Origin of the sequence: Paramicrobacterium chengjingii, assembly GCF_011751765.2 — a bacterium.
In the GTDB taxonomy this organism is placed as follows: Bacteria; Actinomycetota; Actinomycetes; order Actinomycetales; family Microbacteriaceae; genus Paramicrobacterium; species Paramicrobacterium chengjingii.
Map to the genome: position 1 here is coordinate 357339 of NZ_CP061169.1, position 17434 is coordinate 374772.

The window sequence follows — 17434 nt, forward strand, 5'->3', positions numbered from 1 at the left end:
CGTGTTTCACAGCCCGTTTTCTGACGTGGAGATTCCCGACCTCAGCGTCTACGACTATCTGTTCGCAGACCTGAGTGATGCGGACGCCACTCGCATCGCTCTCATCGACCCGGCCACCGGCATCGAGACCACGTACGGCGCGCTCAAAGCTCAGATCGACGCGTTCGCCGGTGCGCTTGCTGTGCGCGGCGTCGACAGCGACACCGTCGTTGGACTTCTCTGCCCGAACGTCCCGGCCTTCGCCACGGTTTTCCACGGCATCCTCAGGCTTGGCGCCGCCGTGACGACGTTCAACTCCATGTACACGTCAGCCGAGATCGAAAAGCAGATCGAGGATGCTGGCGCCACCTGGATCATCACGGTCGGCCCGCTGCTGCCCCATGCTGCCGAAGCCGCTGAGACGTGCGGCATCCCCGCCGACCACGTCATTGTGCTCGACGGCGCCGAGGGGCACCCGAACCTGCGCGAACTGCTGAGCGAACAGCGGACGCCGCCCCAGGTGACTGTCGACTCGGCTACGCACCTTGCCGTGCTTCCGTACTCGTCGGGTACAACGGGAACGCCGAAGGGCGTCGAACTCAGCCACCGCAACCTCGTCGCCAACGTTGAGCAATCGCGGGTGAACATCGACCTGCACGACACCGACCGAGTGCTCGCTGTGCTGCCGTTTTTTCACATCTACGGCATGACCGTATTGCTCAACCTCGCCTTGCGCCAACGTGCGAGCCTCGTGACGATGCCTCGGTTCGACCTAGTCGAGTTTCTCACTAACATTCAGCACCACGGGTGCACGTACCTCTATATTGCGCCGCCGATCGCCGTCGCGCTGGCGAAGCATCCGGTCGTCGATGACTACGACATCTCGACGGTGCACTCGGTATTCTCGGGTGCTGCCCCGCTCGACGGCGCGACGGCAGAGCGCGCGGGCGAGCGCATCCATGCCCGGGTGATGCAGGGCTACGGGCTGACCGAGACGAGCCCCGTGACGCACGCCGTGCCGTACATGCGTGACGACATCCCGCTGAGCTCGGTTGGCGTGCTGTTGCCGAACACGCTGTGCAAGCTGGTTGATCCGGAGAGCGGTGCCGAGATCACCGAGTTTGGCGACGATGGCGATACCGCTGCTGGAGAACTCTGGATCAAGGGGCCTCAGGTGATGATGGGGTATCTGAACCGGCCGGAAGCCACAGCGGATGCGATTGACGACGACGGCTTCTTTCACACCGGCGATGTCGCAACGTGCAATGAGGGCGGCTGGTTCACGATCGTGGATCGCGTGAAGGAGCTCATCAAATACCACGGCTATCAGGTGCCGCCTGCCGAGTTGGAGGCGCTGCTGCTCGGGCACCCGAGTATCGCCGACGTCGCCGTGATCGGCGTGCTCGACGATGAGGGGCAGGAAATCCCGAAGGCATTCGTCGTGCCGGCGGCCGAGGGCGACGTGACGGCTGACGATGTGATGTCGTACGTCGCTGAGCGGGTGGCGCCGTATAAGAAGATCCGCAGCGTCGAATTCGTCGAATCGATTCCGAAGTCGAGTTCCGGAAAGATCTTGCGCAAAGACCTGCGAGCTCGCGAGGGTGCGGCATCGTAGAAGCTCAGTTAAACCGGCGACAACAGGTTGAGCACGTGCGCGCAGGTTCGAGCGACGGCGTCCCGGGCCGGGCTGATGTATTTTCGAGGGTCTGTTCCGTCATGAGTCCCGAGCCAATCTGAGACCGCATGGGTGTATGCGACGTTGAGAGCTGTTCCAATATTGATCTTTCTCATACCTGCAGAGACAGCTGTGGTGAGCTCGCTGTCGGGCACTCCCGACGATCCGTGCAAGACGAGTGGAACGTCGACGGATTGCGCGATCGCGTGAATAAGGTCCGTGTCGAGGTGCGCTGACCGGGTTGTCATCGCGTGAGAAGACCCAACGGCTACGGCGAGGGAATCCACTCCCGTGAGGTCGACGAAGTGGGCAGCGTCGTCAGGGCGAGTTCGCACTCCAGGTGTGTGAGCTCCTTCTTTTCCTCCGATCTCGCCCAACTCGGCTTCAACCCACACGCCAACGTCATGCCCCCACTCGGCAACACGGCGCGTCGAGACCACGTTGTCGGCAAAATCTTGAGCGGCAGCATCGAACATGACAGAGCTGAAACCCAGATCTCGTGCCGAGCGCGCAAGCTCAATGTCGGTGATGTGATCGAGGTGGAGCACGACAGTGGCGCTGGACTCCTCGGCCACCGCGATCATCGATTTCGCAATGGCGCGTGAACCCCGATGAAACGCGATGGCGTTCTGGGACAGCTGGAGAATGACCGGACGATTTACCTCTTCTGCCGCCTGCACGATCGCCTCGGCATGCTCGAGAGTGATCACGTTGAAGGCCGCGGCCGCCTCTGATGCCGACATGTCGCTAAAGAGCGTGTGCGCAGAAATGATCATGCTGTTGATCTTGACAAGAACCGCAAGCAAATGCAAGACTAACCAATCAATCCCAACCTCACTTGCAATATTCGCCAAGGAGAGTTCATGAATTCGACGTCGTTGATGGCCGCCGAACGTCAGCAGAGGCTTCTCGAGACGCTGCGCACATTCGGAAAGATCAGCGCGGCAGAAGCCGCGGCCGATCTGGAAACATCGACGGAGACGATTCGAAAAGATCTCATAATTCTTGAGCAACGTGGGCTGCTTCGCCGCGTCCACGGCGGAGCATTGCACCTTGAGTCGATGACATTTGAACCTGACGTCGCATCGCGCCAAGACAACCTCGATGAGAAGTCGCGCATTGCGGCGGCGGCAACGAGGTTTCTTCCGGAGGGCGGCGCAGTTCTCATCGATGCGGGCTCGACGGCGCGGGCAGTCGCAGACCATTTTCCCAACCGCTCGATGAGCGTGTTTACAAACGCTTTGGCGATCGCTGTCGCACTTCTGCCGCTTGAGAATGTCGCGGTGTCGACATTCGGCGGGCGAGTGCGTGCTGCCACGACGGCGGAGGTCGGGGCTGTCACAGTGGCCGCGATCAATCAGATGCACTTCGATGTCGCCATCGTCGGCACGAACGCCATTTCGGCGGAGCACGGCCTCGCAACTCCCGATCAGGAGGAAGCGGCCATCAAAGCCGCGATGATTCGCAACTCTGCAAAGGTCGTTCTGCTTGCAGATCACACGAAGTTCGCCCAGCGTTCGCTTGTTCGGTACGCGGATGTCTCCGACATCGATGTTGTCGTCACCGGCCAAGAGCTTGAGTCTCCCCATCGACGGTCTCTTGACGAGGTCGACGTCGAAGTGGTCTTTGCATGATCGTCACAGTGACGCCTTCTCCGGCCATCGACTGGACCATACATGTGGCGTCGTTCAGTCTCGATTCCGTCAACCACATCACGCAAGGAACGCGAGAGTCTTCCGGCAAGGGCTTGAACGTATCGTGGGCGCTTCATCGCGCGGGCATCAGCACGGTCGCCGTTTTCCCGGGTGGTGGCACCAACGGTGAGCTCATGCGTGAGGAGCTCTCACGGGCGGGTATGCCATTCGTTCGTGTAGAGACCCATACCAACGTGCGCACGAACATCACGTTGGTGTCCCCTGGACACTCAACGAAGATCAATGAAGCCGGGGTGGCGCTCTCCCCCATACAGCGGGAGCACCTCGTTGACCGAGCGGTAGCCGCAAGTGCATCGGCAGACACGGCGTTGATCTGCGGGAGCCTGCCCGCAGGAACTCCGAATGACTACGTTAGGCATCTCGTCGAGCGGCTCGCTGCCGTCGGTGTCGACGTTATTGTCGACAGTTCTGGCAGACCGCTCGAGCGAGCACTTGATGCGCGCCCGCATCTCATCAAACCGAACGTGCACGAACTGGCCACTCTCGTGAGCCGCGATCTTCGCAGTCACGGCGACGTCGTCGATGCAGCGCGCATTGCGATTAGTCGGGGAGCTGTCGCGGTACTTGCAAGCCTCGGGGCCGATGGCGCAATGTATGTCGACTCCGACACAGCACTCATCGCCACTGCTCGAGACGTGCCATTCGTCAACTCTGTCGGCGCCGGCGATGCACTTCTGGCCGGGTATGTTTCCGAGACTGCAGAGGCTGCTGCTCGCTTGAAGAACGCTGTGCTGTGGGCCTCCAGCGCCGTCGCCCACGAGAGCACGTTGTTTCCCGTTCGTCCGGAATTCGCGGAGCGCATCAGCGTGCACACCGTCGATGCGCCCGATGCAATTTTGTCAGAACCGTCAGTTCGCTTGTCGTAAACGACACGCAATGTGAAAGGAGAACTTCCCATGACCGGTGAGTTCATCGTCGCTGCAACCGGCTGCCCCACGGGCGTAGCGCACACATTCATGGCCGAGGCCGCTCTCAAGAAAGCTGCGGCCGCGCGAGGCATTGAGATCCGGGTCGAGACCCACGGCCAAATCGGGCTTGAGAACGGCCTGACTTCCGACGAGATCTCGCGGGCGGTCGGGGTGATTGTCGCCGCTGACAAAGACGTGGATTCCGGACGATTCTCGGGAAAGCACGTTGTAGAGGTGGGCGTCAAGGAGGGAATTCACAATCCGGACGCACTCATTGATCGGCTGTTGGCAGAGACATCATCTGCACAAGCAGCGTCGCAAACGCCGGCGTCTGGCGGAGCCGGCACGGGTCAGCCGCGCGACGAAAACGACTTTCTCAACGTAGCCGCAATTGATACTCACACAGGCGACGGGTGGCGCAAGCACGGGCGTGCGGTCTACAAGCACCTTATGAACGGCGTATCGCACATGCTTCCGTTCGTCGTGGGCGGGGGCGTGCTGCTGGCAGCATCCTTCCTCTTCGGCATCTATTCGGCGGATCCCACAAACGACCAATACAACCCCATCGCTGAGATGCTGAATACAGTCGGAAGTCTCGGGCTCGGGCTCATGGTTCCCGTACTCTCGGCATTTATCGCCTCGTCGATATCGTCTCGGCCAGGTCTCACTGTCGGGTTGATCACCGGGATGCTGGCGAGCACGATGGGCACAGGCTTTCTCGGAGGCATCATCACGGGCTTCCTGTCCGGCTACGGAATGCAGCTTCTCGGCCTGCTCCTTTCAAAGATGCCAGCGGCTCTTGCCGGGCTCAAGGCGATCTTCCTGTTCCCCGTGTTGGGCACGCTCATCTTTGGAGGCATCACCTATGTCATCAGCGCTCCAATGGCGCAGATCTCGACGGGGCTTGAAGACGTCCTGACCCGATTCCAGGGCGCAAACCCCCTCATTCTTGGTCTCGTGCTCGGAATCATGTGCGCTTTCGATATGGGAGGGCCTGTGAACAAGGCAGCCTATGTCACAGGAGTCGCATTGCTCGGTGACGGGAACATCACATTCATGGCCGCAGTCTCAGCTGCATGCATCGCCCCACCGATCGTTACCGCAATTGCGGTTTCTCTGTTCCCGCGAGGATTCGAACCGGGTGAGCGGCGGGCCGGGTACGTCAACTATGCGCTGGGCTCAACCCACATCACCGAGGGAGCGATTCCGTTTGCCGCGCGGAACCCCCTCGTCGTCATTCCGATTCTGATGCTTTCCAGCTCGATCGCCGCAGTGCTCTCATTGATCTGGGGAGCAGGTTCCCCCGCTCCCCACGGCGGCTTCCTCGTGTTGCCCGTCGTGACCAATCCGCTTCTCTGGGTGCTGGCCATCGTCATCGGGTCGGCCGTCGGCGGCATCCTGTTCGGCCTCTATCGGCTTCGCAATTCTCGGCGACCCGCTGCCGCGACAACGTCAACCGGCGTTCGCGCTACCGCATGACAAGGAGAAGGGACACGACCATGGAACTCTTGACGAGAGAAAACATTCAGCTCGACATCGAGGCCGCGACGAAGGAGCAGGCACTCGCGTTTGTTGCCGACCTCGTCGTGAAACGGGGATACAGCGCCGACGCGGCAGGCGTGCTTGACGGTCTCAAGGAGCGGGAATCTCAGCTCTCGACGTCACTCATGAGCGGCATCGCCATTCCTCACACAAGGCATGCGTCCGTTCAGAACCCTGCCGTTCTTGTCGTTCGCTTGGCGTCGTCTGTCGATTGGACGGATGACAATGTGCACGTGTTGATCGCGATGCTCGTGCCGGATGGAGGAGATAACACGACGCACTTGCAGCTGCTCGCGCAGGTGTCGCGTGCGCTCATCGAAGACGACGTTCAGCGCGCAGTCATCGAGGGCACTGCAGATGAGATCTTCAGTGAACTTGCCGGGCGGCTGAACTAGAACACCTGCATGCCGGCGGTGCCGAGGTCACGGACGGATGCCGAGGGCCGACCGGGTGTAGTCGAGTGCGCTCGCGGCATCCACCTTCAACTCACGCGCGAGCGCTGCGTAGTCGCTTGCTGCGCGCTGCAGCCGCTGTTGGGTGGCATCGCCCTGTGCCGAGACGAACGACCCGCTGCGGCCACGCGTCTCGATAAGACCGTCTTCTTCGAGTGCACGGTATGCCTTCGCCACAGTGTTCGCGGCGAGATGGAGCTCGGTGGCGAGCCCCCGCACGGTCGGCAGTTTGTCGCCCGCAGCTACGGCGCCATTTCTCACGGCATCGATCAGCTGAGAGCGAAGCTGCTCGAACGCCGGCTCACCCAGCTCCGCATCAATCGGTGAAAACGGCTTCGCCACCGGGCCTCCTGTCGTTGGTGTGACAAGTGTGGCAAGGGCACGCGGATGCCGCAAGCCGCACGCGAGCGTACGGTGGAGTCATGGACACCGACGTTATCGTGGTTGGCGCCGGCCCAACCGGTCTGATGCTGGCGGCGTGGCTGGCTGAGCTCGAAATCGACGCAGTGATCGTCGACGGCAAGCACGAGCCGACGCGCGAATCGCGGGCCATCGGTCTTCAGGCGCGATCAATCGAGATCTACGATCAGCTCGGCGTCGCCGATGTCGTCATGCAGAACGTGCGCGAGGCGCCGGCCGCGCGGCCAGGGTACGGGCGCACTATGTTCAACGCCGTCGAGTTCGGCTCCATCGGTGAGGGGCAGACACCGTACCCGCAACTCTACATTCTCGAGCAAAGTCGCAATGAGCGCATACTCGTCGACGCGATGAAGGTTCGGGGCCGAGACGTCGAGTGGGGAACCACGTTTGTGGCAATCGAGGAGGTCGACGGGGGAGTCTCCGTGCGACTCATCGACGACGCCGGAGTGGAGCGCGCGATCACGGCGCGCTACGTTGTGGCTGCTGACGGGGCCTCGTCACCCGTGCGCGAGTCACAGGGCATCGCATTCGAGGGCACGACGAACGACGAGATCTTCTGCGTGATCGACGCGGTCGGCATCGAGGGTCTCGACGACGACGCCATCAACATTCGCCCGTCCGAGAGCGACATGCTGCTGACGTTTCCCATGGAAGGCGAGAAACACGCCCGTGTCATCACACTGGTGAGCGATGGGGCAGACGATGATCAGGATGCTCTCGAGGCAGCCGTCCGCGAGCGGATCGGCACGGTGTTCGGCGTGACGTGGAAATCGCACACCTGGTTCGCCACCTATCGCGTGCACCATCGCGTAGCCGAGCGGTTTCGCGACGGCGCGGTGTTTCTCGCCGGAGACGCAGGGCATGTGCATTCTCCGGTCGGCGCTCAAGGAATGAACACGGGCTTACAAGATGCCCACAACCTCGCGTTCGCGTTTGCCGACGTGCTGAACAATGGCGCCGACGACAGCATCCTCGACCGATATGAGACCGAGCGGATGCCGGTGGCCCGCCACCTGATCGAGACGACGGACCGGCTGTTTTCGTTCGTCACCTCGCCCGACCCGGTCGCGAGAACGCTGCGACGCATTGGCCCGCGATTGCTCGCGCCGATTATCACGAGGGTCGTTCCGCGCACCTGGGTCGGCAACCGCGGTTTCGGCTATCTCGCGCAGCTGCGTGTGCGGTACCCCTTTTCGGGAAGCGTTCACGATGATGGCTCCCGTGACGACATTGTCGGTCGACGGCTGCCGTGGACGGGCCGCAACTTTGAGGCGCTGCGCTCTCTGCGGTGGCAGGTGCACGAGTACGGCACAGTGAACCCGAGCGTCGTGAGCGCGCTGGAGCGCGAACTGGGCTGCGAGGTTCACGTCTTTGCCGCGGCGCCCGACACACCGCTCGTTGCGGGCGAGTTCTATCTTGTGCGACCCGATGGGTACGTTGTTGCTCGAGCACATGCCTCCGAGGCTGCTTCGACGTTTGCCGCCGAGCTGCCCAATCGTCGTACCCTCGAAGGGTAGGCAACACGTTTCGGGAGGCGCTTCATGCTGGCGGTCAGCTACGACGAGTTCGGTGACAGTTCGGTGATGCGCGTTGGACAGCGCGACGAGCCGCACGCGCGCGAAGGTCGCGTGCGCATTCGGGTTCAGGCAGCGGGAGTGAACACGGCAGACGTCAAGAAGCGCAACGGGCAGATGGGCGAGGCGACGTTTCCCGCCACTCCGGGGTTTGACGCCGCTGGCATTGTCGACGAGGTCGGCGAGGGAATCGAGCATGTTGCCGTCGGCGATGAGGTGTTCGGCTGGGGGTTTCGCACCCACGCGGAGTTCGCCGTGCTGAAGCACGTGGTGCAGAAGCCCCCGATGCTTGGCTGGACGAACGCTGCGGCGCTGCCGCTTGTCACCGAGACGGCAGAGCGTTGTCTACGGCTGCTGAACGTGCGCGACGGGCAGACTCTCGTCATCGAAGGCGCGTCGGGCGGCGTCGGCGCGGCAGCTGTGCAGCTCGCGCGTGCCCGCGGCGCCCGGGTGATCGGCACGGCATCTGTGCGCAATCACGACTACCTTGCATCGCTCGGTGCCGAACCGGTGAGGTACGGTCGCGGCATCGGCGAACGCGTGCGGGGGATTGCCGACCATGTCGACGCCGTTCTCGACACCGCCGGCTCCGGGTCGATGCCCGAGCTGATCACGCTCGTTGACGACGCCGCCCAGGTGGTCTCGGTCGCAGATTTCAGCGCACCGGAGCTTGGGGCGCGTGCGACCGGTGGCGGCGCGGACGGCGCGTGGGACATTTTGGCCGAGGTGCCACGCCTCATCGCCACACACGGGTACGAAGTGCGTGTCGACTCCGTGTTTCCGCTCGTGGATGCTGCGGCAGCATTCGACCGCGTCGAGAAGGGCAGGCCGCAGGGCAAGGTCGTGCTCGACGTCTCGCTCTCGTAGCGGTCGCGTTCACGTGAGTGCAGTGGTTCGTCCCTCCCGGACACTCGTAGGTTCGGAGTTCCCACGCAGACCGCGGCGTGTCGGTCACCGACACGCCGCGCGGGGCACCACATCTCCGAATGTGAGAACAGCGACTCGACGCGCAAGCCACTGCTCACTGGTGCGGCTTTCGATGATCATGAACCTGCCATGGTCCGGAGGACACGCAAAGGTTGTTATTGCATGACGTCATGAGAATGACTGCCGACGAGCTGCTCTGCATCGTCGATGGATATGCTCGGAAGTTTCCTGATGGTGACACACCGTTACGCATCCTCGCGCGACTTACGGAGGAACTCGGCGAGGTGGTCTGGCTGCCGAGCTTTCCGCGCTGTCGGCAGCGGTGATCGCAAATCGTGCGACGGTGCTGATCGTGGCCCGCCGCGGCGTGGCACATTACTGGGCTGTGGCGTCTGGGGCGTGTTGTCTGCGCCGGCCTCTCCGCATGGCCTGCCCCGCTGCACGTCTGTTCATGTGGCTCACGGTGCCAGGTTTCCATGGCAGTTTTGACCAGTTGGGCCGCACGAACTGACGTTGACGGCGGACTACGCGGACAGCATCGCGCGTCACCGATCGGCGCGGTAGCCACTTGCGGGTTCGCGCGCGCGGTGGTGTGCTGGGCGAAGGGGTGCCTCATGGAAATGACGGGGCTGGTCGACGCGTTCGGCCTTCTCGACGCCCGCGACTACACAATCGCGCGCGAGGTGCTGCAGCGCGGCATCGCCGCCGTCTTCGTGATCGCGTTCGCGTCGGCGTTCGCCCAGTTTCCCGCGCTGCTCGGAGAACACGGCCTTCTGCCCGCGCCGGCGTTCATCGCCCGTACATCGGGGCGGCGATTGCCGAGCGTCTTCCGCCTGCGCGCCTTTCGCTACAGTGACCGAATGCTGCGCGGCGTCGCCGCGGTCGGCGTCGCCATTGCGGCATCCGTCGTTCTTGGTCTGCCCCAGCTGGGCCCGCCGTGGCTGCCGCTTGTCGCCTTCGCGCTGCTGTGGGTGCTGTACCTGTCGATCGCGAACATCGGGCAGGTGTTCTACGGGTTTGGGTGGGAGTCGCTGCTGCTCGAGGCCGGTGCCATTGCCGCGTTTCTCGGGTCACACGAGAGCGCGCCCCCGCTGCTGATTGTGGTGTTCTTCTGGTGGCTTGTCGTACGCATCGAGCTGGGCGCCGGACTCATCAAAATCCGCGGTGACAGCAGCTGGCGTGACCTCACCGCAATGACGTATCACCACGAGACGCAGCCGATGCCCGGGCCGCTCAGTCGCCTTGCGCATCTGCTGCCGACAGCGGTGCACCGCGCCGAAACGCTCGGCAACCACGTCGTGCAGTTGGGCATGCCGCTGCTGCTGTTCGCTCCTCAGCCGATCGCGGGGTGCGCGGCGACGCTGATCATCGTCACGCAGCTGTGGCTCGTTGTCACGGGCAACTTCGCGTGGCTCAACTGGATGACGATCATCGTCGCATTCTCGGGGGTGAGCGACTCGTTCCTCGCCTGGATCACCGGACACAGCACGTCAAGTGCGAGCTGGAGTTGGTTCGGGGTGCCGCTAGGCGGGCAGAGCGAGCCGGATGCTGTGGGCATCACAGCATCCACATCACCGATCTGGTGGCTCGCCCTCACGACAGCTGTATTTCTCGTCTTCGCGTGGCTCAGCGTACCTGCTGTGGCCAACCTGTTCTCGCGCGGGCAGCTGATGAATGCGGGGTTCAATCGCTTGGGCATCGGCAATGCGTACGGCGCGTTCGGCAGCGTGACGCGGGTGCGGCGCGAGGTGGTGATTGAGGGAACGCTCGCCGAGCATCCCGGCGACGACGACTGGCTGGCCTACGAGTTCAAGGGAAAACCGGGAGCCACCGCATATCGGCCGCGACAGTTCGCGCCCTACCACCTGCGCTTGGATTGGCAGATGTGGTTTCTCGCCCTCGGCGATTGGAACGCCACCTGGTTTGCACGGCTCGTGGAGAAGCTTCTTATCGCGGACAGGGCACTGCTCCGGCTGCTTCGCGTCGATCCGTTTGGCGGTGTGGCCCCGCGCGCGGTGCGTGCACGCGTGTTCTCGTATCGGTTTGCCACGCGCGCTGAAAAGCGGGAGACGGGCGACATCTGGATGCGGCGAGAGCTTGCCGTTCTGGTGCAGCCGACGAGCCGGGTTCCGCAATGAAAAACCGGAGCGTGTATGCCCCTCGTTTAGGGGTCAGAATCCGATACTCTGTACGTGGCGACATCGGCGGCACTGCCGCGATTGTCGTTTGAGGGAAATGCGGTCCGTGTGCAGTGGTTGGGGACCCACCCGTCTTCGGGTGGATAGCCGCGGGCGGCATGGAGGCAGGATGGGGGCATCCTGCCTCCTTTCTTGTGCGCTGTTCGCTACCGCGTTCGGCGCGCGCGCCGCAGCGAAATCTCAGCGGCGCGGTCGAGACCGAAGCTGCGTCGTGCGAGGTGCCCGCCGATCGTTGTGCCCGCCGCAAGGCCGATGCCGACGGCGAGGGCGACAAACAGTTCGCCGAGCGCGGCGACGATTCCCTGGGGGCCGTCCATGAGCGTGTACAGGCCGCGGTACACCGTGAGCCCAGGGATGAGTCCGATGATGCCGGCCATGGTGAGCGCGGCCTCCGGCACCATGATCCAGCGGTACACGAGATAGCTGAGCACGCCGGCAACAATGCCGGCGACGCCCGGCGCGAGTCCCGGGTCTGGCATCAGGGGGCTGACGATGAAGAAAACGGCGAACACGATGGCGGCCAGAATGGCCATAATCGGCGCGATGACCATGCGCACGTATGAGGTCAGCGTAAAGCCGATGCCGATGAGCGCTGCCCCGGCCATTCCGGCCCAGATATTGTCGGTGCGGCCGAGGCTTGTGCCGACGTCAATGGGAATGCCGACGCGCATCGCGAGGCCGATGGTGAGCGAGATTCCCACAGCCAGGCCAAGGGTCATCATGATGACCTCGAGGCCGCGAGACGAGGCAGTGATGTAGTACCCGTCGATGGCGTCTCGAGCAGCTGCAGTCAGGCCGATTCCCGACAGTAGCAGCATGATTCCCGAGATCACGATCACCGTCGGTTGCACTTCGCTGGTGAGCTCGAACCCCAATGTTCGCGTCCAATACAGAAGTCCGGCAATTCCGGTGATCACGAAGGCGGCGGCCATTTGAACGAAGAACGCTGAGATTCCCCATCTCTCCAGTCGTCGCGTGACAATGTCGGCGATGATCGCCGAGATTGCGGCAGCGACGATGACGATGAAACTGGCGTCGTACATAACGACGACCCCCGCGGCAAGAATCGCCTTTCCAGCCGACACGACCCAGCGCCGATACGGATGCGGCTGCTGCAGAATCTCGCTGAGATGCTGGCGTGCGAGGTCGGGGTCGACCGGATCCGTTGCCGAAGTGATCTCGTCCATGAGCCGGTAGACGTCACGAAGCCGCGTGTAGTCGGTCGTGCGCACCTTAACGACGCGCATGACCGAGATGGGGTCTTCATCGAGCCCGCGGTGCACCGAAACGGTGATGGAGCTGAAATGAATATCGACGTGCATGCCGGTGATGCCGAAGCTGGAGCTCAGTCGAAGCACCTGAGCGACCGTATCGGCAGCCGAGGCGCCCGTGGCGATCATTGTCTCGCCGACGCGAAGGCACAGCTCGATCACGGAGCGTGCGTGTCTCTGCGACACGGCATCGTCGCTGCCGGGGAGCGCGATGCGCTGTGTCGGCATGCCCATGCCGCGCACCATTCCCCCGGCGAGACCCTTGAGCGACTCGCTCAATCGTGCGCGGAGCTGGCGCTGCCTCTTGCTGCTCTGATCGCCCATGGTTCTAGCGTAAAACCTTAGTCAATCGGGCGGTCAATCAACCGCGAAAGCACGATTGACGACCGTGTGTGATCGACGTTGGGGGCAACACGCACGCGCTCGAGGGCGTCTTCGAGAGCGGGGATGCTGCGGGCGCGAATGTGCACCATGGCATCGGCGCTTCCCGACACCGTGCACGCCTCCACAACCTCGGGAACATGGCTCATCATGCGGCGAAGCTCATCGGGCGCGACGGTGCCACGACAGAAGAGCTCGACGTAGGCTTCGGTGCGTCGGCCGTCGATTGCTGGATCGACCTGCACCGTGAATCCGCGAATCACTCCGTCGGAGACGAGACGATCGACGCGGCGTTTCACCGCTGATGCTGAGAGGCCGACGACGTGCCCGATATCGCCGTACCCGGCGCGCGCATTCTGCCGGAGCAGATCGATGATTCCACGGTCAATATTGTCCATGTATGTCATTCTAAACACAGAAACTTGCGTTCAGCCGTGACAGAACGCAGGAATCATGCACAGCTTCGGATGCTTTCGCGCGGCGTCGATGCAAGAATTAAGCACGGAGGCGTGCCCGAGCGAATCGCGGCCGGGCCAAGAGGACAGCGTCCGCCGCATCTGAGATATTCACTGGAGACGCTATGACCAGCACCGAATCCGTCACCGTACCCGCACGCGAGCGCACGCCCAACCCGCGTACGTACCTGATGTGCCGCCCCGAGCACTTCACGGTTTCCTACCGCATCAACCCGTGGATGGAGCCAGAGAACCCCACGGACACGGCCCGCGCGGTGGCGCAATGGCAGACCTTGTATGACACGTATGTGTCGCTGGGGCACACGATTGAGCTGATTGACCCGCTTGAGGGCCTGCCCGACATGGTCTACACCGCGAACGGCGGTTTCGTGATCGACGGCATCGCCTATGGCGCGCAGTTCACCTACCCCGAGCGTCAGCCCGAGGGCCCCGCGTTCATGGAATGGTTCGGCGCCAACGGATACCGGGTCGTCGAACCGAAGAACGTCAACGAGGGCGAGGGCGACCTGCTTCTTGTCGGGGACACCGTCCTTGCCGGCACGGGGTTTCGCACAAGCATCGAGAGTCACCGCGAAGTTGCCGAGACTTTCGACCGCGAAGTCATCTCACTGAACCTCGTCAATCCGAGCTTCTACCACCTCGACACGGCGATCTCGGTGCTCGACCCGCTCACGGGAGATGACGACGCGAACATCGCGTACCTGCCCAGCGCCTTTGACGATGCGTCACGAGCTCTTCTCGAGAAGCGGTACCCGAATGCCATTCACGTGAGTGAAGAGGACTCCCGCATTCTCGGGCTCAACTCGATTTCAGACGGTTACAACGTCGTGATTGCTCAGCGTGCGACTGGTTTCGAGGGCCAGCTGCGTGAGCGTGGCTATAACCCCATCGGCGTCGACCTCTCCGAGCTGCTGCTCGGCGGCGGCGGCGTCAAGTGCTGCACTTTGGAGCTGCGCCGCTGACACACCCTCGCGCGTGGCCTGACACCACGCGCCGGGACGGGGTGACGGTGATTCAACTGCGGATCGCCGTCACCCCATTTTCGTGCTGTGTTGTGGGATAGTGCCCGTCTCGCCGATCGTCGCCACTGCCTCAGCGAGTTCGTCTCCGCTTGGAAGTGAATTCGGGTCGAGCAACCAGAGGATGCCGAGGCTCTGTGTGAGCACGTAGTACAGGCGGGCAATGGAGGTCGCCTGTCGCTCTTCGAGCTCCGGGTGAGCGACGACGAGGTTCTCCGCCATCCCCCGATACCCCTCCGCGACGGCCTCGTGCAGTTTGTGACTTTCTCTCGGATCTCGCAGAACACGGACAACGTTCTCGAGACTCGCAAGGAGAGCCTCCTTATTGTCGGAGAACACCGATGGAAGCTCGTTCACGAGAGTTGAAAAGCCGTCGATCAGTGACGCGCCCGTGCCTTCGAGCACGAGGTTCTCGAGATCATCACCAATGCCGGTTCCGAGCGCCTCCACGAGTGCCTCGGTCACCAAACGATCCTTCGAGCCGAAATGGTAACCAATCGCGGCAAGGCTCACACCGGCCGCAGTGGCAATGTCCCGTGCTGTCGTCTTGGCAATGCCCTGCTCGGCGATGACCCTCCGTGCTCCCGCCAGCAAGTCTTCTCTGTTTCCCATGGCTCGATTCTAGTCAAGCGTCTCAGACATTTGTATTAGACAAACAAGGCCGATTCCTGTACAAATGTCTTAGACAAATGTACAAATTGAGGAAATGGGCTCGAATGACTACAGAAACTCCCCACGTTCTGATCTCAGGCGGTGGAATCGCTGGCACGGCGCTCGCTCTGCGTCTCGTGGAGCAGGGCATCCGCACAACCGTCGTCGAGAGAGCCGAAGCGCCCCGTGAGGGAGGGCAGGTCGTCGATCTTCGGGGAGCAAGCCGCGTTGTGGCCGAGCAGATGGGACTCATGCCTGGAATCCGCGAGTATCAACTCCATGAGAAGGGCATCGCCTACATCGGCTCTCGTGGTGCCGTGTACGCCCGAATGTCGATGGAGGACTACGACGGAAAAGGCGCAGTGGCTGAGATTGAGATCGCACGCGGTGACCTGCACCGCGTGCTTCTCAAACGTCTTGACGAGGCGAGCGGGGCTGCGCCGGGGCTTTTGAGCCTTCGCTATGGCGAGCACATCGCCGCTCTCGAACAAAACGACGACGGTGTGAACATTGCGTTCGCGTCGGGAGCGGCCGATCGATTCGACCTTGTCGTCGGCGGTGATGGAGTGCACTCGGCGACTAGGCGCATGGGCGTCGGACCCGAGGAAGACTTCTCGACGTATCTCGGCGGCTACACTGCATTCTTCAGTATGCCGACGCCAGCCGGAATCGAGCCCGGCTGGTTCACAATGCGAGCTGTGCCGGGAGTCGCGGTCGGCGTGAGGCCCGGCCCAGACCCCGACACCTCGATGGTCCTCGTGATGATTCGAATGGATCGTCACCCCGCATTGCGGCGTGACCGCGCTGCTCAACTGGCGTTGGTGCGTCGGATGGTTTCCGCCGCCGGCTGGCATGCCCCGGCGATGCTGGCAGCGCTCGAGCAATCGCAGGACTTCTATTTCGATGAGCTAGTTCGCATCGAGGTTCCTGACGTCTCGCACGGCCGCGTCACGTTGATCGGCGACGCCGCTTCGTCTGGTTCGCCGCTGTCGGGAATGGGAACGGCGACGGCGCTCATCGGTGCCTACCTCCTCGCCGCCGAGATCGCGGCGTCGCCCGATGACGTTGTTGCAGCGACGAGTCGCTATGCCACGGCGATTGCACCCTTTTCGGAGGCGGGGCAGGTGCTCCCCGGAGGTGGCATTCGCTTCATGGTTCCGAGAAGCACGGTCGGAAGCGTTATGTCGCAATGGGTCATGCGCGTCCTGGTCTCTCGCGCCCTGAGACCGACAATGAAGCGCATGGTCGGCGGAGGTCAGAACACTGCGCCGGCGCTGCCACAGAATGACCCAGTCGGGCACCATTAGGCTTGATGATCGCGTGCCGTTGATGTGCAGGTCGGAAGGGGGAGTCGTCGTGGTAGAAACGCTCGTCATCATCCCGACCTACAACGAGAGGGCAAACATCGCCGATGTCGTCGCGCGGGTTCGCAGCTCTGTCTCAGACGCGCACGTTCTCGTGGTCGACGATGCCTCGCCAGACGGCACCGGTGCGCTCGCCGACGAGCTCGCGGCATCCGATTCGCACATTCACGTTCTGCACAGGGTAGGTAAGCAGGGGCTCGGAGCCGCATACTCGGCGGCGTTCGAGTGGGGGCTTGAGCGTTCGTTCGAGCGGCTGATCGAAATGGATGCCGATGGGTCGCACCTTCCGGAGCAGTTGCCGCGTCTACTGGAAGCATCGCGCGGAGGCGCGGACCTTGTGTTGGGGTCGCGCTGGGTGGCAGGTGGCGGCATCGAAAACTGGCCGTGGCACAGGCGGATGCTGTCGCGCGGAGGCAGTGCGTATGCACGGTGGGTACTCCGCATGCCGTATCGCGACGTGACGGGTGGGTACCGAGTATTTACGGCCGATGCTCTGCGCAGTCTTGGCCGTGACGACGTGCACAGCCAGGGATACGGCTTTCAGGTCGACATGCTGTGGCACGCACACCGGGCGGGTCTGCGCATCGTCGAGGTTCCGATCACCTTCGTGGAACGCACGCGCGGTCGGTCGAAGATGACGACGGGCATCGTGATCGAGGCGATGTGGCGCGTGACCTTGTGGGGTCTTGCGTCGTTGCCGGGGAAATTCCGTTCCGCGCGGTGATGGAGATGGCTTCACAGCGCGCAGCCCTCGCCGGCATCCTGGTCAGCTGCTCGCAACGCACGAAGCAGAGTGGTGCCATTCTGGTACGGCTATCATCTGAGACTTCCCGAAGGGCCCGACCGGTTATGATCTCCGAAATTGATGCACGAAACGGCGTT

17 protein-coding genes are annotated in these 17434 nt (G+C 62.7%); 12 read left to right on the forward strand and 5 right to left on the reverse strand.

The window, feature by feature from the left end; translation table 11 throughout:
• Position 1: 1 nt before the first annotated feature.
• Positions 2 to 1594, forward strand: coding sequence for an AMP-binding protein (locus HCR76_RS01830; RefSeq protein ID WP_166988027.1), 1593 nt, complete (start codon positions 2 to 4; stop codon positions 1592 to 1594).
• 8 nt (positions 1595 to 1602) lie between these two features.
• On the opposite strand, the gene HCR76_RS01835 is transcribed toward HCR76_RS01830, so the two are convergent.
• Entirely contained in the window at positions 1603 to 2430 is an 828-nt protein-coding gene (locus HCR76_RS01835; protein WP_166985296.1) for a class II fructose-bisphosphate aldolase, read from the reverse strand.
• Between the two features lie 87 nt (positions 2431 to 2517).
• Here HCR76_RS01835 and HCR76_RS01840 point away from each other — a divergent pair, with 87 nt between their 5' ends.
• From HCR76_RS01840 to HCR76_RS01855, 4 genes are read left to right on the forward strand one after another with little or no spacing between them, the layout of a single operon-like run.
• Positions 2518 to 3288: a DeoR/GlpR family DNA-binding transcription regulator gene (locus tag HCR76_RS01840; protein ID WP_166985293.1), complete on the forward strand. Its 771-nt coding sequence runs from the start codon at positions 2518 to 2520 to the stop codon at positions 3286 to 3288.
• 8 nt (positions 3289 to 3296) lie between these two features.
• Positions 3297 to 4235: a 1-phosphofructokinase family hexose kinase gene (locus tag HCR76_RS01845; RefSeq protein WP_166985290.1), complete on the forward strand. Its 939-nt coding sequence runs from the start codon at positions 3297 to 3299 to the stop codon at positions 4233 to 4235.
• A gap of 30 nt (positions 4236 to 4265) precedes the next feature.
• Positions 4266 to 5756, forward strand: a complete 1491-nt coding sequence (locus HCR76_RS01850) for a PTS fructose transporter subunit IIC (protein ID WP_166985287.1) — start codon at positions 4266 to 4268, stop codon at positions 5754 to 5756.
• 20 nt (positions 5757 to 5776) lie between these two features.
• Complete coding sequence (locus HCR76_RS01855; protein ID WP_166985284.1) at positions 5777 to 6214, forward strand: PTS sugar transporter subunit IIA; 438 nt, start codon at positions 5777 to 5779, stop codon at positions 6212 to 6214.
• Between the two features lie 27 nt (positions 6215 to 6241).
• On the opposite strand, the gene HCR76_RS17605 is transcribed toward HCR76_RS01855, so the two are convergent.
• Complete coding sequence (locus HCR76_RS17605) at positions 6242 to 6613, reverse strand: GntR family transcriptional regulator (RefSeq protein WP_280529492.1); 372 nt, start codon at positions 6611 to 6613, stop codon at positions 6242 to 6244.
• An 80-nt stretch (positions 6614 to 6693) separates the two neighbouring features.
• Between HCR76_RS17605 and HCR76_RS01865 the strand changes: the two genes are divergently transcribed.
• The 4 genes from HCR76_RS01865 to HCR76_RS01880 all read left to right on the forward strand — a co-directional run bounded on the left by HCR76_RS01865 (position 6694) and on the right by HCR76_RS01880 (position 11330).
• Positions 6694 to 8208 (forward strand): FAD-dependent monooxygenase, encoded by a 1515-nt coding sequence (locus HCR76_RS01865; RefSeq protein ID WP_166985281.1) that lies wholly within the window; start codon positions 6694 to 6696, stop codon positions 8206 to 8208.
• A gap of 24 nt (positions 8209 to 8232) precedes the next feature.
• A complete protein-coding gene (locus tag HCR76_RS01870; RefSeq protein ID WP_166985279.1) occupies positions 8233 to 9132 on the forward strand; it encodes an NADP-dependent oxidoreductase in 900 nt (299 codons plus the stop codon).
• Between the two features lie 230 nt (positions 9133 to 9362).
• Positions 9363 to 9518, forward strand: a complete 156-nt coding sequence (locus HCR76_RS01875; protein WP_166985277.1) for a nucleoside triphosphate pyrophosphohydrolase family protein — start codon at positions 9363 to 9365, stop codon at positions 9516 to 9518.
• A 288-nt stretch (positions 9519 to 9806) separates the two neighbouring features.
• Entirely contained in the window at positions 9807 to 11330 is a 1524-nt protein-coding gene (locus HCR76_RS01880; protein WP_166988021.1) for a lipase maturation factor family protein, read from the forward strand.
• Positions 11331 to 11536: 206 nt separating this feature from the next.
• Here HCR76_RS01880 and HCR76_RS01885 read toward each other — a convergent pair whose 3' ends face one another.
• Positions 11537 to 12985: a threonine/serine exporter family protein gene (locus tag HCR76_RS01885; protein WP_166985274.1), complete on the reverse strand. Its 1449-nt coding sequence runs from the start codon at positions 12983 to 12985 to the stop codon at positions 11537 to 11539.
• Positions 12986 to 13002: 17 nt separating this feature from the next.
• Positions 13003 to 13440 (reverse strand): Lrp/AsnC family transcriptional regulator, encoded by a 438-nt coding sequence (locus HCR76_RS01890; RefSeq protein WP_166985271.1) that lies wholly within the window; start codon positions 13438 to 13440, stop codon positions 13003 to 13005.
• Between the two features lie 182 nt (positions 13441 to 13622).
• On the opposite strand from HCR76_RS01890, the gene ddaH reads away from it, so the two are divergent.
• Positions 13623 to 14480 carry a dimethylargininase gene (gene ddaH, locus HCR76_RS01895; RefSeq protein WP_166985268.1) on the forward strand — a complete coding sequence of 286 codons (858 nt, stop codon included), beginning with the start codon at positions 13623 to 13625 and terminating at the stop codon, positions 14478 to 14480.
• Positions 14481 to 14549: 69 nt separating this feature from the next.
• On the opposite strand, the gene HCR76_RS01900 is transcribed toward ddaH, so the two are convergent.
• The gene (locus HCR76_RS01900) at positions 14550 to 15149 is read right to left on the reverse strand and encodes a TetR/AcrR family transcriptional regulator (protein ID WP_166985265.1); all 600 of its coding nucleotides are present in this window, start codon (positions 15147 to 15149) and stop codon (positions 14550 to 14552) included.
• A gap of 104 nt (positions 15150 to 15253) precedes the next feature.
• Between HCR76_RS01900 and HCR76_RS01905 the strand changes: the two genes are divergently transcribed.
• Together HCR76_RS01905 and HCR76_RS01910 are read left to right on the forward strand one after the other, a co-directional pair.
• Positions 15254 to 16495: an FAD-dependent monooxygenase gene (locus HCR76_RS01905; protein ID WP_166985262.1), complete on the forward strand. Its 1242-nt coding sequence runs from the start codon at positions 15254 to 15256 to the stop codon at positions 16493 to 16495.
• A gap of 22 nt (positions 16496 to 16517) precedes the next feature.
• A complete protein-coding gene (locus HCR76_RS01910) occupies positions 16518 to 17276 on the forward strand; it encodes a polyprenol monophosphomannose synthase (RefSeq protein WP_166985259.1) in 759 nt (252 codons plus the stop codon).
• The last annotated feature ends 158 nt before the right edge of the window (positions 17277 to 17434 follow it).